Here is a 13,975-nt window from a genome sequence, read left to right on the forward strand (position 1 = left end):
TTGTGAACGGCGGCGCCCCGCCAGGAAGGCGGTTTGCGGGCGGTTCAAAATGGACGATTGCTTTCGTTCATGTCAGGATAAAAGCGAAATTCTTGCGCGCAGTTGCCGGTTCCGATGCCTGAGATCGTCACCAAACCCCGCACCAAGACGAAGCCGAAGATCGAACGGCCGAAGCTCTACAAGGTCATCCTCCTTAATGACGATTTCACGCCGCGCGAGTTCGTGGTGACGGTGCTCAAGGGAGAGTTCAAGCTGAGCGAGGACCAGGCTCGGCGGGTGATGATCACCGCGCACCAGCGCGGCGTCTGCGTCGTCGCCGTCTTCACCAGGGACGTCGCCGAGACCAAGGCGACACGGGCGACCGATGCCGGCAAGGCCAAGGGCTACCCGCTGATGTTCACGACGGAACCGGAGGAGTAGTGCCGGCTTCCCCTCCTCCCCTTGCTGCGGGAGAAGGTGGATTGGCGTGCAGCGCCAAGACGGTTGAGGGTACTGGACGGAGTGCGGTGATTGACAACTGCTCATCGCCGAGGCACGTTCGCAGCGCTGCGTAGGGCGCATCGGTGTAACGTCGAAAGGGCAATGCCCGCCTATACTGTAACCACAGTTGCGCCCATGCCGAATCTCGAAAACCTCAAAAAGCAGGCCAAGCAATATTTGCGGTGGCACCGCGAACGGTACTATCCGGTCGCAGCCGAGATCAGGGCTGCGTTGCCACGCTTCCAGCATCTCGATGACAATCAGGTACTGGAAGCAAATTTCAAGCTCAGCGACGCGCAGGAACTGATCGCGCGTCAATCGGGGTTCGAGGGATGGCAGGCGCTCAAGACAGGAGCCCCAGCCATGACAGATCAGAAAAAACAGACCGTACCTGCACCCGTTCTGAGTTCAACCTCAGCGCAGTTGTTCGTCACCGACATCAAAGCGTCGTTCGAATTCTTCACCACCAAGCTCGGCTTCGGAGTCGACTTTGTTTACGGCGACCCGGCATTTTACGGACAGGTGACACGTGACAATGCGCAACTCGCGCTGAGGCTGGTTTGCGAACCTGTGTTCGTTGGCGATATACGGCAACGTGAACACCTGCTCTCCGCCGGGATCACAGTCGATACTGCAGACGAGATTAAACAGCTCTTTCTGAATTTTCAGGCCGCAGGGGTGCCCTTTCACTAAGTCCTCAGGAAAGAACCCTGGGGTGCCAGAAACTTCATTGTTATGGATCCAGACGGAAATCTCATTTTGTTTGCTGGCCCGGGCGACTGAGCCGTCTGCGTCGTCGCCGTCTTCACAAGGGACGTCGCCGAGACCAAGGCGACTCGGGCGACCGATGCCGGCAAGGCCAAGGGCTACCCGCTGATGTTCACGACGGAACCGGAGGAGTAGCGCGCCCGCTTCCCTTCCTCCTGTGGGAGAAGGTGGATTGGCGCGCAGCGCCAAGACGGTTGAGGGGTGCTGGACGGAGTGCCGTCGCTGCCAAGCTGGAACACCCCTCATCCGACCGAGCGGAGCCTGTCCTCGGGCTTGCCGGAGGCAAGACCCGTGGGCTCGGCCACCTTCTCCCACAAGGGGAGAAGGAAAATCGGCGTCGCTACCGCCCCTCGCGGTACCACATCGAGCCCAATGCCAGCAGCAACAGGCCGAGGCCGAGGAACCCGCCGAACAGCGGCACGCGCGAGACGGCCTTCAGCACACTGTCGTCGGTGGTGCGCAGGCCGATCCAGTCGTTGCCGGCCGCCGCGCCCGTGGAGCGGACCGGGACGACCGACGGCAGCGTCACGCCGCCGGCGAGATTGCCAAGGGTCGACGATTGCGCCAGCCGGCGCACGCTGCCGCCGGTGGCCTCGGCCGGCGCTCTCAGCCGGTTCTCGGTGGAGACGACGTCGGTGAATTCCGGTGCGTTGACCGGGCCGACATGGGCAAGCGCTTTCAGGTCGCCATTGCCGACCTGATAGAGGCCGATCTCGCTGGTCTCGATGCTGCCGAGGAAGACGCCGGGTTCGGCTCTCTCGAGCTTGACGGTCATCGCCTTGCCGGACGGGGTGATGATCTGCGCCGGGCCGGGATCGTCGCTCATCGTCTGGCGGCGGATTTCCAGCATCATGCCGCGGCCGTCGGCAGTCAGCCGCTCCTCCTCGAGTTCGGGCTCCTTCATCAGCCAGTGGGCGATGCGGCGATAGAGCTGGACATGCGGGCCGCCGCCCTCGAAGCCGCGCGCCCACAACCAGCCCTGGTCGGACAAAAACATGCCGACGCGGCCTTCACCCTTGCGGTCGAGCAGCAGCAGCGGACGGTTGTCGGCGCCCTTCATTACCGCCTCGCCCCCGGGGTTCTCGACGCCGATGGTGCGGAACCAGCGGCTCCAGTGCGGCGGCTCGGTGGCGGAGCCGTCAAGCCCGCGCGTCACCGGATGGCGCTGGCCGAGCTCGGTGAGGCGCGGATAAAAGGCCTTTTCGACGACTTCGCCGGTCGGCATCGCCGGCAGCGCCGACATCAAAGGCGTGCGGGCGATGGAACTTTCGCCGGCATATTCGGGTCCTGCCGCGATCAGCAGCGCGCCGCCCTTTTCAACATATTCGGCGATGTAGTCGTAATAGAGGACCGGCAGCACGTCGCGGTGCTGGTAGCGGTCGAAGATGATCAGGTCGAAATCCTTGATCTTCTCGACGAACAGTTCGCGCGTCGGGAAGGCGATCAGCGACAATTCGTTGATCGGCGTGCCGTCCTGCTTTTCCGGCGGCCGCAGAATGGTGAAGTGGACAAGATCGACCGAGGCGTCGGATTTCAGAAGGTTGCGCCAGGTGCGTTCGCCGGCATGCGGTTCGCCGGAGACCAGCAGCACGCGCAAATTCTCGCGGATGCCGTCGATCAGCGCGATGGCGCGGTTGTTGGTGTCGGTGAGTTCGTCGGGCTCGGGATCGATGGCAAGCTCGACGATGTTGCGGCCGGCGCCGGGAATGGTCACCTGCAGCGGCATGGCCTGGCCGATGGTGGCGCGCTCGACCGAAACCTGCTCGCCATTGACCGAGACGCGCACATCGACCGAGCCCGCCTCGTTGTTGGTGCCGATGACGCGATAGGTCATTTCGAGCGGCTTGCCGACCAAACCGAAGCGCGGCGCATTCTCGAAGCGGATGCGGCGATCCTTTTCCTGGTCGTTGCCGGTGATCAGCGCGTGCAGCGGGGCGTTGAAGTCGGGCGTGCCGCCCGGGGCGTCATGCACCTCGCCGTCGGTGATCATGATGGCGCCGCCGATGCGCGAAGGCGGCACGTCGCGGAAAGCGCTCTCAAGCGCCCCGAAAAGCCGCGTTTCGGTGCGCTCCTCGGCGGCTTCCGACTTGCCGGCCTCGACGACGCGGATGTCGAATTGCTTGAAGCGGCCGAGGCGCTGCTGAAGCCCGGCCAGCGCCTCGTCGGTCTGCCTGGTGCGCTCGCCAATGTCCTGGCTCTGGCTGCGGTCGACGACGACGGCGACGACGCTTTTCAGCGCCTCGCGCTCTTCGTCGAGCAACACCGGGTTGAGCAGGGCCGCAGTCAGCGCCAGCAGGGCGGCAAAACGGAAGACCGCGCCGCGCTGGCGGAACCACAGGCCGACCAATGCCAGCAGCAACAGCGGCGCCAGCACCAGGCCGAGCAGCGGCCAGGAGATGAGCGGTTCGAAGGCGAGCGACAAGTTCATGGCTTACTGCCCCAGCCGTTCGAGCAGCACCGGCACATGCACCTGATCGGATTTGTAGTTGCCGGTCAGCATGTACATCATGATGTTGACGCCGCCGCGCAGCGCATAAATGCGCTGCATCGGATCCGACGGCACGGTCGGCAAAAGCGGGTCGCCATTCTCGTCGACCGCCCAGGCGCCGGCGAAATCATTGGCGGTGATCATGATCGGCGAGACGCCGTCGCCGGTGCGTACCGGGCGGTTCTCGGTGTTGCTGGCTTCGAGCGACGCCGCGACCCAGAGCGGGCCGCCGGCGAAGCGTCCGGGAAACTCAGGCAGGATGTAGAAGGATTTGGTCAGCACATGGTCCGACGGCACCGGCTCCAGCGCCGGCACGTTGAGGTTGCCGAGGATGTCGCGCAGCCGATCCGTCGCCGGGCTGGCCTGCTCCGCGCCGATGCCGGTGGCGAACTGGTCGCGCGTGTCGAACAGCACCGTGCCGCCCTGCTGCATATAGGCGTCGACGCGGGCGATCGCGGCCTGGCTCGGCATCGGCGCGGCAGGATCGATCGGCCAGTAGATCAGCGGATAGAAGGCAAGCTGGTCCTTCGAGATATCGACGCTGGCCGGCGCCCCCGGCTCAAGCGCGGTCTTCTCGATCAGAAAGCGGGTCAGGCCCTCCAGCCCGGCCTGGCTGATCGAATCGACGCTCCGGTCGCCGGTCTGCACATAGCCGATCCGGGTTTTCGAAATGTCCTCGATCGCCCGCTCATCACCGGGTTTGGCATCGTCGGCGCGGGCGATGTCGGTGTGGCCGACCAGGGCGCCGAGCGTAATCAGCAGGGCGGCGGTGGTTGCGGCGGCCGTGCCGGCGCGGCGCGGCCGGCGCGATAACAGGCCGCCCATCCAGAACACCGCCAGCGTATCAAGGACCATCAGCAGGAGAGCTGCCGCCACCAGCGGGCCCTTCAAATTGTGCGATTCGTCGAAAGCGTACTGGACGGTGGTGACCGGCACGGTGATCTGAGGACGGACCAGCGGCGCCAAGCGGCTTTCGGCATTGAGCAGATTGTGAGCGATGACGCCGGTGTCGGAGCCATACAGGCCGGGCGGATTCTCGAACGTCACCGGCAGCGGGCCGGCACCCGGCACCAGCGGCCGTGCATCCGGCGTCGGCGGCACCAGCGTGCCATCGGCTGATATCATGCGGTAGGGCGCCAGCGAGGCGGCGGCGGCTTCGGCATTGGCGACCGCCGCACCCTGGTTGCGCGACAGTTGCACGATGCGGCGCAGCATCTCGACGAAACTGCCGGAGATCGGCAGGTTCGACCAGGTCGCCTCCGGCGTGACATGGAACAGGACAAGCGTGCCTTTGCCCTTCTTCATCCCGGTCACCAGTGGCGTGCCGTCGGCAAGCGTGGCCCAGCTGCGCTCGACGATATCGGGCGTCGGCTCGGCCAGCACCTGCCTGGTGACGGTGACCTCGGCCGGTGGAGCGAGATCGGCGAAGGGGCCGGTCTTCGGAAAATCGGTGACCGGCTGCGGCGTCGTCCACGACAGCGCGCCGCCGAGCGAGCGCTCGCCGGTGCGCAGCCTGACCGGCAGCAGGTCGTCGTCATTGCCGGCGGCGACCAGCCGCGAGCCGGCGAAGCGCACCAGCGTGCCGCCATTGTCGACCCAGTCGACCAGCCTTTGCCGCACCTGCTGCGGAATGGTGCCGACATCGGCCATGACGATCATCGCCGGCTTCTGGTCGAGGAGCTGCGGGATGGCGTCGGCAAGGTCGGCGCTCGACGGCTCGGCCAGATCGGCGAAGGGCTGCAGCGCGCGGCGGATGTAGTACAGCGGCGACAGAAGCGGCTGCGCCTGGTCGGCTTCGGCCTGCGACAGCAGTCCGACGCGGCGGCGCTTGGAACTCTCGTCGAGCACGCGAACGGCGCCGGCCTGCCGCTGACCGTCGAGCGTGATCGAGGCGAAGTCGTTGCGCAGCTCGAAAGGCACCGCCATCGTGCCGGTGGCGGTGGATTCGCCCGGCGAGAAGGTCAGCGTGGCGTCGGCGATGCGGCGGCCCTTGTCGTCGAAGGCGCCGGCGGTCACCTGAGCCGGCGCCGGATCGCCCGGCGCGCGGATGGCGGTCAGCTCGAAGCCGTCCACCTGGTTGTCGGCGCCGGTCAGGCCGATCAGGCCAGGCCGGTCGGAGGCGGCCCAGACGACACGGGCGGCGTTCTTCGACAGAAGCGTGTTGAAGGCGGCCTCGTCGCCTTCCGCCGCCAGACCATCGGCGAGCACGGCGACGCTGGCGCCCGGCAAGCTCTCCAGGGTTGTCGCGACGCGGGCATAGACGGCCGGGCGGTCGGTCGGGATCGGCCGCGGCTTTGCCGCGCGCAGCCGGTCGAGCGCGGTGGCGGCGTCGAACGGGCCGATCTCGGCATTCGGTTTTTCGGCGGTGAAGGCGATGATGACAGGCACGTCGTTGGAGCTGGCATCGGCGATCAGCCGTTCGGCAGTGGCGACGCGCTGGCCCCAGTCGGCGGCACTTGCCCAGTCATTGTCGATGACCAACGCAAGAGCGGTGCCCTCGGCCGGCAGTCTTTCACGCGGGTTGAAGACAGGTTCGGCCAGCGCCGCAACGATAAGGGCCGCCATCAGCAGCCTGAGCAGCGTCAGCCACCACGGGCTCTGTTGCGGCGTCTCCTCGCGCTTCAGCACGCGGGCCAGGATCTTCAGCGGCGGGAAGACCTCAGTCTGCGGCTTGGGCGGGGTGAACCGCAAAAGCCACCAGATCACCGGCAGGGCCAGAAGGCCCCACAGCACCATCGGCGCTCCGAAGGAGAGCGGCAGCCAGCTCATGCGCGGATCCTCCCGGCTGAGCTGCCATCGACGGTCATCGCCATGTGGACACGCACCAGCGCATCGGAGGCGAGGCGGTCGGTGTGGTTGACGGTAAAGCTCCAGCCGAGGCGCTTGCACCAGTCGGTCAGTTCCTGGCGGCGGGCGATGTAAAGCAGTCGGTAGTCATCGCCCAGCGTTTCGGCGCGGCCGGCGGTCAGCTTGTCGCCGGTCTCGGGATCGGTGAATTCGGTGCGGCCGGCATAGGGGAATCTCTCCTCGGCCGGGTCGGCGACCTCGATCAGATGGGCACGCACGCCGTGGCGGGCGAGCACGTCAAGCCAGGCGATGGTGTCCTCGACCGGATCGAGGAAGTCGCTGACGATGACGATGTCGCAGAAGCGGCGGATGGCGGACAGGTCGGGCTTTGCCGGCAATTCGCCGGCATGGCTGAGTTGTGCTGCGATCCGCTCGGCGCCGTTGCGGGCGGTGAACGGATCGGTCAGCCCGGGCCAGGCGATGCGCTCGCCGCTGCGCGACAGAAGCTCGGCCATGGCCAGCGCCAGCACCAGCGCGCGGGACTCCTTCGAGACGGTGGCGCCGGTCGATTTGTAGAGCATGGAAGGCGAGGGATCTGCCCACAGCCACACCGTATGGGCGGCCTCCCATTCGCGGTCTCGCACATAGATGTGGTCGTCGCGGGCCGAGCGGCGCCAGTCGATGCGCGAGGAGTCGCCCTCGACATAGGGCCGGAACTGCCAGAAATTCTCGCCGATGCCGCGCTTGCGGCGGCCGTGCCAGCCGGCGATCACCGTGTTGACGATGCGACGCGCCTCGACCAGCAGGTCCGGCACCAGCGATGCCCGCAACCGGCCGCGGGCGAGCGCGTCACGCGTCGCCGCCGGAGCCTGGGCCTCGCCTATACGCGCCATCAGATGCCTTTTGCCAGTTTCGCCACCACGTCACGCACGGTCGTGCCCTCGGCACGGGCGGCAAAGGTCAGCGCCATGCGGTGCTGCAGCACCGGCTCGGCCAGCGCTCTGATATCGTCGATCGACGGCGCCAGCCGTCCGTCATAAAGGGCGCGGGCGCGGGCGCACAGTGTCAGCGACTGGCTGGCGCGCGGGCCCGGGCCCCAGGCGACGTGCTTGTCGGTCTCGGCATTGCCCTGGCCGGGGCGCGCCGAGCGCACCAGTTGGAGGATCGCCTCGACGACGCTTTCCGGCACCGGCATGCGGCGAATGAGGGTCTGGATCTCCTTCAGCCGCGCCGGCTGCAACACGTTCTGCGCCTTGGCGTCCTCAATGCCGGTGGTCTCCAGGAGGATGCGGCGCTCCGCCTCGATTTCCGGATAGAGGATGTCGACCTGCATCAGGAAACGGTCAAGCTGCGCCTCGGGCAGCGGATAGGTGCCCTCCTGCTCCAGCGGGTTCTGCGTCGCCAGCACGTGGAAGGGCGCCGGCAGGTCATGGCGGACACCGGCAATGGTGACGTGGTATTCCTGCATCGCCTGCAGCAGCGCCGACTGGGTGCGCGGCGAGGCGCGGTTGATCTCGTCGGCCATCAGCAGTTGCGCGAAGATCGGCCCGGAGATGAAGCGGAACGAGCGCTTGCCGAATTCGTCCTGCTCCATCACCTCGGAGCCGAGAATATCGGACGGCATCAGGTCGGGCGTGAACTGGATGCGGCGGGAATCGAGGCCGAGCACGATGCCCAGCGTCTCGACCAGCTTGGTCTTGGCGAGGCCGGGCACGCCGACCAGCAGCGCATGGCCGCCTGCGAGCAGCGCCACCAGCGTGCGTTCGACGACGCTTTCCTGGCCGAAGATGACGCGGCCGACGCCCTCGCGAACCCTGGAAATGTCGGCCAGCGCCGTCTCGGCCAGGGCGATCATGTCCTCTTCGCTGATCGGGCTTTCCTTGATCATCACGCTCATGCAGCATCGATCCTTCTCGTTGGAAATACCGGCTTGCAGCTTCGACGCCACAGAGTGCCGCGATTCGGCCTCGCGTGGCGCCCGTCTTTGAACTTAAATCACTGACTTAGGCTGACAAGCGGAACAACAGTGACTATTTCGTGACCATGACAGAACGCGCCGACGATCGTGAAGGAAGTTTGACGGCAGCGACCGAGGCGCGCGGACTGGAGGCGCTGATCTCGCGTGCCGCCCGCGCGGGCAACGGGCCGGCGCCGGTGGATCGTTGGAATCCGGCCTTTTGCGGCGATCTCGACATGGAGATCCGGCAGGACGGCACCTGGTTCTACCAAGGCACGCCGATCGGCCGCATGCCGCTGGTGCAGCTGTTTTCCTCCGTGCTGCGCAAGGACGAAGACGGCAGGACCTACCTGGTGACGCCGGTGGAAAGGGTCGGCATCCGCGTGGTCGACGCGCCCTTCATAGCCGTCGAGATTGATGTTTGCGGCACCGGCGATGGCCAGGTCATCACCTTTCGTACCAATGTCGGCGATGTGGTCGAGGCCGGGCCGGAGCATCCGCTGCGCTTTGTCGACGAGGAGGCAACCGGCGGCCTGAAACCCTATGTGCTGGTGCGCGGACGGCTGGAGGCGCTGCTGGCGCGGCCGGTCATGTATGAATTGGTCGAGCATGGCGAGGAGATCGAGGTCGGCGGCCGAAGGATGTTTGCCGTCCGCTCGAAGGGTGCGGTCTATCCGATCATGCCGGCGGAAAAACTGCAGCGGCTGAGCGCGTGAGCGGGCGACGCCAAATGGCGGGGCATGATGGACCAGGTGACGCGATGAACCAGGTGACACTATGGACCAAGTGACGCCGGCGCCGTTTTCGGCCGCGGATTTTCGCGCCCGCGTCGCGGCGCAGCCGCTGGCGCATGCCGCCGACGATTATGGCGACCATCGCTTCAACCCGGGACATCCGCGTTTGAAGCTCGCAAAGGCGCTGCGCGATGCCGCCGTGCTGATCCCGGTGGTCGATCATGGACGCGATGCAACGGTTCTGCTGACCAAGCGGGCGGAAAAGCTGCGCAGCCATTCGGGGCAGGTGGCCTTTCCCGGAGGCACGATCGATCCTACCGATCCGAGCCCGGAGGCGGCGGCATTGCGCGAGACATTCGAGGAGATCGGGCTTGGCCAGGATCGGGTCGAGATCATTGGCCGCATGCCCGATTACGTCTCCGGCAGCGGCTACCGGATCGCCCCGGTGCTGGGAATAGTGCGGCCGGACTTTTCACTGACGCTGAATTCCGAGGAGGTCGACGCCGCCTTCGAAGTGCCGCTACGCTTTCTGATGGACCCGGCCAACCACGGCCGCGACAGCCGCATGTGGAACGATCTCGAATGGGTCTTCTACGAAATGCCCTATGACGGACAGCGCATCTGGGGCGTCACCGCGGGCATCATCCGCACGCTCTATGAAAGGCTCTATACGTGAGCGGCCGGGTGTCGCTCGCGGGCAAAGCCGACTGGCTCGGGGAACGGCATTTGCAGCGCCTGCTGGCGGCTTTGGCGGATGGCGGCGAGGAGGCGCGCGTCGCCGGCGGTGCGGTGCGCAATGCGCTCATCGGCCAGCCGGTTGCCGACGTCGATATCGCCACCACGACCGTGCCTGACGAGACCATCCGCCGCGCCGAGGCGGCGGGTTTCAAGGCGGTGCCGACCGGCATCGAGCACGGCACCATCACGATTGTCGCCGGCGGCAAGCCATTCGAGGTGACCACGCTGCGCGCCGACATCGAGACCGACGGACGGCGGGCAAAAGTGTTGTTCGGGCGCGACTGGAAGGCCGATGCGGAACGACGCGATTTCACCATCAACGCGCTCTATGCCGAGGCCGACGGCACGATCGTCGACCTGGTCGGCGGCATTGCCGATGTCGAGGCGCGCCGGCTGCGCTTCATCGGCGATCCGGAGGCGCGCATCCGCGAGGATTATCTGCGCATCCTACGCTTTTTCCGCTTCTTCGCCTGGTATGGCGACGGCCGGCCGGATGCCGAAGGGCTGAAGGCTTGCGCCCGGCTCAAGGAGGGGCTTGGCCAACTCTCGGTCGAGCGCGTCTGGTCCGAACTGAAGAAGCTGCTGTCGGCCCCCGATCCATCGCGCGCCCTGCTGTGGATGCGCCAGGCGGGCGTGCTCACCAGCGTTCTGCCGGAGAGCGAGAAATGGGGCATCGATGCGATCCATGCGCTGACCAGGGCGGAGAAGGATCTCGGCTGGACGCTGGACCCGCTGCTCAGGCTGGAAGCGATCGTGCCGCCGGACGCAGCGCGGATGAAGACGCTCGCCGAGCGGTTGAGGTTCTCCGTCAGCGACGCCGGTCGCCTCAGGCAGTGGGCGCTGACAGCGCCCGTCGGGCCGAAGACGACCGAAGCGGAACTCGCAAAACGGCTCTATCGCGGCGATCGTCAGGGCCTTGTCGATCGCTTGCGGCTGTCGCTCGCTTCCGCTCGAGCCCGCGCCGTCGAGGACAACGACGCGCTGCTCGAAGCTGGCGGCTTTTCGCGGCTGCTGGCCTTTGCCGGAAAATGGAAAAAGCCCGACTTTCCGCTCAAGGGCGCCGATCTGACGAGGCTTGGCGCGTCGCCCGGGCCGAAACTCGGCGCAACCCTGAAGAACCTCGAAAACGAGTGGATCGAGTCCGGCTTTGCGCTGGATCGCGGCGCACTTCTCAAGCGCGCCGCAGAAGCACTCGAAAATTAGGCAAATCAGGCCGCGTCGCGAGCCTTTTCGATGCGCGAACGGATCGCTTCGATCATCGTCTCGCGAATGATCGTCTCGCCATGCGTCTCACGCATATGCTCGACGGCACGACGCATGATCTCGGCTTCCTCGTCGGCGCGCGTATGCCAGTCACAACCCGGAACCAGCGAGCCGCAGTGGAATTCCTTCATCGGATTTCTCCCTTTCCTCCTCGGAGTGCCGCATCTGCTCTGACGCGGAAGCTCCAGCACCTTTGATCGACGCATGATCTCTGTCGGAAACCGGTTCGGTTTTCGGGTCATGCGCTGGCCGAACCAGCATAACACGATCGGATGGTTTTGGTTGCTGCAGAGACCGAAAAAGGCGGAGCATCGCTGCTCCGCCCTCTTGACGCTACCCCGGAGGCAAGACCTCGTCTTGCTCCAGCGGGCAGGCCATCACTTCACGATCCTGACTGCCTCGGCAATTTTGTGCTTGCCGCTCATGTCCCACGAAACGCGGACCTTTTCGCCAGCCTTCAGGCCAGGATTCTTGAAGGCCTTGGGCAGCGTAAAGGTAGATCCGTCATCCAGAACGAGGCTCATGGCCGTTCCATCGTAAGTCTTGATTGTGCCCGTGGTGTGCTTGACCGCTGCGAAGGCAGCGCCACCAGAGGCAAGAACGGCGGCAGCCGCAACCGACATAATAAGCTTGCGCATGGCATGCTCTCCTGGAAATGAAGGCACCATTTTTCGGAGGTGCCCCACTCAATCATGGGCCGTCCGGTCGCGTCGGGTCGCGGTTCCAGGGAGGCGAGAACCGCCGGCGTTTCCCGGCCCGTAACGAAAAATAGTCTTGCTTTTTCAAATGGATATTAGACGAAAAAGATATTCTGCGCGCCACATTCGCCGCCAGAATCCTGCGATTTGGACCCGATTGCGACTCACGTCCAACTCACCGAGATTTTACGGCCATTTCACCTCTGGCGGCAGGCTGGACAGGATCGCGGCAACGTTGCCGCCGGTCTTCAGCCCGAAGATGGTGCCGCGATCGTGAAGCAAGTTGAATTCGACATAGCGGCCGCGGCGAATGAGCTGTTCTTCGCGGTCGCCGTCGGTCCAGTTGTCGTTGAAATTGGCCCGCACCAGATGCCCGTAGACGACGAGAAAAGTGCGCCCGACATCCTGGACGAAGTTGAAATCGGCGTTCCAGCCGCCTCTGTCCTCGTCCGAATGCAGCCAGTCGAAGAAGATGCCGCCGGTGCCGCGCGGTTCGTTGCGGTGCGGCAGATAGAAATACTCGTCGCACCAGGCCTTGAATTTCGCGTGGTCGGCGACGCCAGCGTGCTTCTCGCAGGCAAATTGCATGGCGCGGTGGAAGGCGACCGTGTCCGGGTCCCCCTGGCTGCGGCGACGGTCGAGCACCGGCGTCAGATCGGCGCCGCCGCCGAACCATTGGCGCGAGGTGACGACCATGCGCGTGTTCATGTGCACCGCCGGCACGTTGGGGTTCCACGGATGGGCGATCAGCGAAATGCCGCTCGCCCAAAAGCGCGGGTCTTCCTCGGCGCCCGGCATCTGCTTCCTGAACTCCGGCGAGAACTCGCCATAGACCGTCGAGGTGTGGACGCCGACCTTCTCGAAGACGCGGCCGCGCATCATCGACATGGTGCCGCCGCCGCCCTTGCCGGCGTCGCGCTGCCACGGCGTCTTTTCGAAGCGGCCGGGCGACCATGAGGCCTGCGGCCCCTGCAGGTCCTGCTCGATCTGCTCGAAGGCGGCGCAGATGCGCTCGCGCAGCGTCTCGAACCACAGCCGCGCCTTCATCTTCTTCTGTTCGATGTCGGCCGGCAGCCCCGCCGGTATTTCGGGTCGTTGCAAATGCTGTCTCCTGTTGTCGGGCGTACCCCGACAAATGACTCGTCTTTTCCGGCCGCGATCCCTAATCTCTTAGGTGCAAGGGTCAAGTGTGAATGGAGTTCTTTCGTGCGCACTCCGGCAAGACCGCCGCTGGATGGCCTGAAGAAGAGGCTCGACCGTTCGCGCGCCGAGCGCGAGCGCATGCCGCGCGACGGGTTTTTGCGCGAGACCTTCGTCCTGCCGCGCTCCGACGCGCGGCTCAAGGCGAAGGAATGGTTCGAGCGCTTTCCCAAGCAGGCCTACTGGACCGAGATCGAAAGCTGGTTCGAGCGGCCGGGCGACGTCATCGAATTCACCATCAGGCGATTGCCGGCGGCGGATTAGCGAGCGACCAACAACCGCCTTGCGCCCGGGCCTTGGGCGCTCAGCCGGTCTTCCTTGTTGCGCAGCGGGCACTTGTCGATCGACATGCAGCCGCAGCCGATGCAGTCGGTCAGCCCGTCGCGCAGCTTCTTCAACTGGGCAATCTTGCGATCGAGCTGGTCGCGCCAGGCGGTTGAAAGCACATTCCAGTCCCCGCGCGTCGGCGTGCGGCCTTCAGGCAGCGATGCCAATGCCTCGCCGATCTCGGCCAGTGAGATGCCGACCTCCTGTGCCACCTTGATGATCGCCACCCGCCGCAGCACGTCGCGGCCGTAGCGCCGCTGGTTGCCGGATGTGCGGTGGCTGCGGATCAGGCCGCGCGCCTCGTAGAAATGCAGCGCCGACACTGCCACCCCGCTGCGCGTGGCCACCTGGCCGACCGTCAATTCCGTCACCGCAGCCATTCGAATTTTCCGCTTGACCTCAAGTTAAGTTGAGCTTGTAACGAAGAAACCCTTGATATGCAAACCGCAGGAGAAGGCGATGTGCGCCTGGGTGAGAATGACAAGCGACCGTGCTGTCGTCGGCGAGAAAGCCGCCATAATCGCTGCGCCCGCTG

Annotated in this window: 13 protein-coding genes and 2 pseudogenes; 7 read left to right on the forward strand and 8 right to left on the reverse strand. The window is 65.4% G+C overall.

Features of this window, described 5'->3' with window-relative positions; genetic code table 11:
• Positions 1 to 114: 114 nt before the first annotated feature.
• The 3 genes and pseudogenes from clpS (AC0L2Z_RS18265) to clpS (AC0L2Z_RS18275) form a co-directional block, all read left to right on the forward strand.
• Entirely contained in the window at positions 115 to 420 is a 306-nt protein-coding gene (clpS, locus tag AC0L2Z_RS18265; RefSeq protein ID WP_023799954.1) for an ATP-dependent Clp protease adapter ClpS, read from the forward strand.
• 195 nt (positions 421 to 615) lie between these two features.
• Positions 616 to 1,263, forward strand: a pseudogene (locus tag AC0L2Z_RS18270) (VOC family protein).
• Between the two features lie 3 nt (positions 1,264 to 1,266).
• Positions 1,267 to 1,383 (forward strand): annotated as a pseudogene (gene clpS, locus AC0L2Z_RS18275) (ATP-dependent Clp protease adaptor ClpS); the annotation flags it as partial.
• Between the two features lie 205 nt (positions 1,384 to 1,588).
• On the opposite strand, the gene AC0L2Z_RS18280 reads toward clpS (AC0L2Z_RS18275), so the two are convergent.
• From AC0L2Z_RS18280 to AC0L2Z_RS18295, 4 genes are read right to left on the reverse strand one after another with little or no spacing between them, the layout of a single operon-like run.
• Complete coding sequence (locus tag AC0L2Z_RS18280; RefSeq protein ID WP_287260211.1) at positions 1,589 to 3,676, reverse strand: hypothetical protein; 2,088 nt, start codon at positions 3,674 to 3,676, stop codon at positions 1,589 to 1,591.
• Between the two features lie 3 nt (positions 3,677 to 3,679).
• Positions 3,680 to 6,505 (reverse strand): DUF4159 domain-containing protein, encoded by a 2,826-nt coding sequence (locus AC0L2Z_RS18285; RefSeq protein ID WP_473628953.1) that lies wholly within the window; start codon positions 6,503 to 6,505, stop codon positions 3,680 to 3,682.
• Positions 6,502 to 7,416 carry a DUF58 domain-containing protein gene (locus AC0L2Z_RS18290; protein WP_023799950.1) on the reverse strand — a complete coding sequence of 305 codons (915 nt, stop codon included), beginning with the start codon at positions 7,414 to 7,416 and terminating at the stop codon, positions 6,502 to 6,504. The genes AC0L2Z_RS18285 and AC0L2Z_RS18290 overlap by 4 nt, the downstream gene beginning before the upstream one ends.
• Positions 7,416 to 8,420, reverse strand: coding sequence for an AAA family ATPase (locus tag AC0L2Z_RS18295; RefSeq protein WP_023799949.1), 1,005 nt, complete (start codon positions 8,418 to 8,420; stop codon positions 7,416 to 7,418). Before AC0L2Z_RS18295 ends, AC0L2Z_RS18290 begins: the two co-directional genes overlap by 1 nt.
• Before the next feature lie 146 nt (positions 8,421 to 8,566).
• Between AC0L2Z_RS18295 and AC0L2Z_RS18300 the strand changes: the two genes are divergently transcribed.
• From AC0L2Z_RS18300 to AC0L2Z_RS18310, 3 genes are all read left to right on the forward strand, one after another.
• Positions 8,567 to 9,196, forward strand: a complete 630-nt coding sequence (locus AC0L2Z_RS18300; protein WP_473628977.1) for a DUF1285 domain-containing protein — start codon at positions 8,567 to 8,569, stop codon at positions 9,194 to 9,196.
• Between the two features lie 61 nt (positions 9,197 to 9,257).
• On the forward strand, positions 9,258 to 9,890 hold the full coding sequence (locus tag AC0L2Z_RS18305; RefSeq protein ID WP_128169702.1) for a CoA pyrophosphatase: 633 nt from the start codon (positions 9,258 to 9,260) through the stop codon (positions 9,888 to 9,890).
• A complete protein-coding gene (locus tag AC0L2Z_RS18310) occupies positions 9,887 to 11,155 on the forward strand; it encodes a CCA tRNA nucleotidyltransferase (protein WP_128174429.1) in 1,269 nt (422 codons plus the stop codon). The genes AC0L2Z_RS18305 and AC0L2Z_RS18310 overlap by 4 nt, the downstream gene beginning before the upstream one ends.
• 5 nt (positions 11,156 to 11,160) lie before the next feature.
• Here the strand turns inward: AC0L2Z_RS18310 and AC0L2Z_RS18315 are convergent, their stop codons facing one another.
• From AC0L2Z_RS18315 to hemF, 3 genes are all read right to left on the reverse strand, one after another.
• The gene (locus AC0L2Z_RS18315; RefSeq protein WP_023799945.1) at positions 11,161 to 11,346 is read right to left on the reverse strand and encodes a DUF1059 domain-containing protein; all 186 of its coding nucleotides are present in this window, start codon (positions 11,344 to 11,346) and stop codon (positions 11,161 to 11,163) included.
• Positions 11,347 to 11,592: 246 nt separating this feature from the next.
• Positions 11,593 to 11,853: a DUF1344 domain-containing protein gene (locus AC0L2Z_RS18320; RefSeq protein WP_128174431.1), complete on the reverse strand. Its 261-nt coding sequence runs from the start codon at positions 11,851 to 11,853 to the stop codon at positions 11,593 to 11,595.
• 246 nt (positions 11,854 to 12,099) lie between these two features.
• Positions 12,100 to 13,014 carry an oxygen-dependent coproporphyrinogen oxidase gene (hemF, locus tag AC0L2Z_RS18325; RefSeq protein WP_128174433.1) on the reverse strand — a complete coding sequence of 305 codons (915 nt, stop codon included), beginning with the start codon at positions 13,012 to 13,014 and terminating at the stop codon, positions 12,100 to 12,102.
• Between the two features lie 105 nt (positions 13,015 to 13,119).
• On the opposite strand from hemF, the gene AC0L2Z_RS18330 reads away from it, so the two are divergent.
• Positions 13,120 to 13,377, forward strand: coding sequence for a hypothetical protein (locus tag AC0L2Z_RS18330; protein ID WP_006202578.1), 258 nt, complete (start codon positions 13,120 to 13,122; stop codon positions 13,375 to 13,377).
• On the opposite strand, the gene soxR is transcribed toward AC0L2Z_RS18330, so the two are convergent.
• Positions 13,374 to 13,820 carry a redox-sensitive transcriptional activator SoxR gene (soxR, locus tag AC0L2Z_RS18335; protein WP_023799942.1) on the reverse strand — a complete coding sequence of 149 codons (447 nt, stop codon included), beginning with the start codon at positions 13,818 to 13,820 and terminating at the stop codon, positions 13,374 to 13,376. The two genes, AC0L2Z_RS18330 and soxR, sit on opposite strands and share 4 nt — an antisense overlap.
• Positions 13,821 to 13,975: the final 155 nt, after the last annotated feature.

The sequence above is a fragment of the Mesorhizobium sp. WSM4850 genome, from assembly GCF_055811735.1.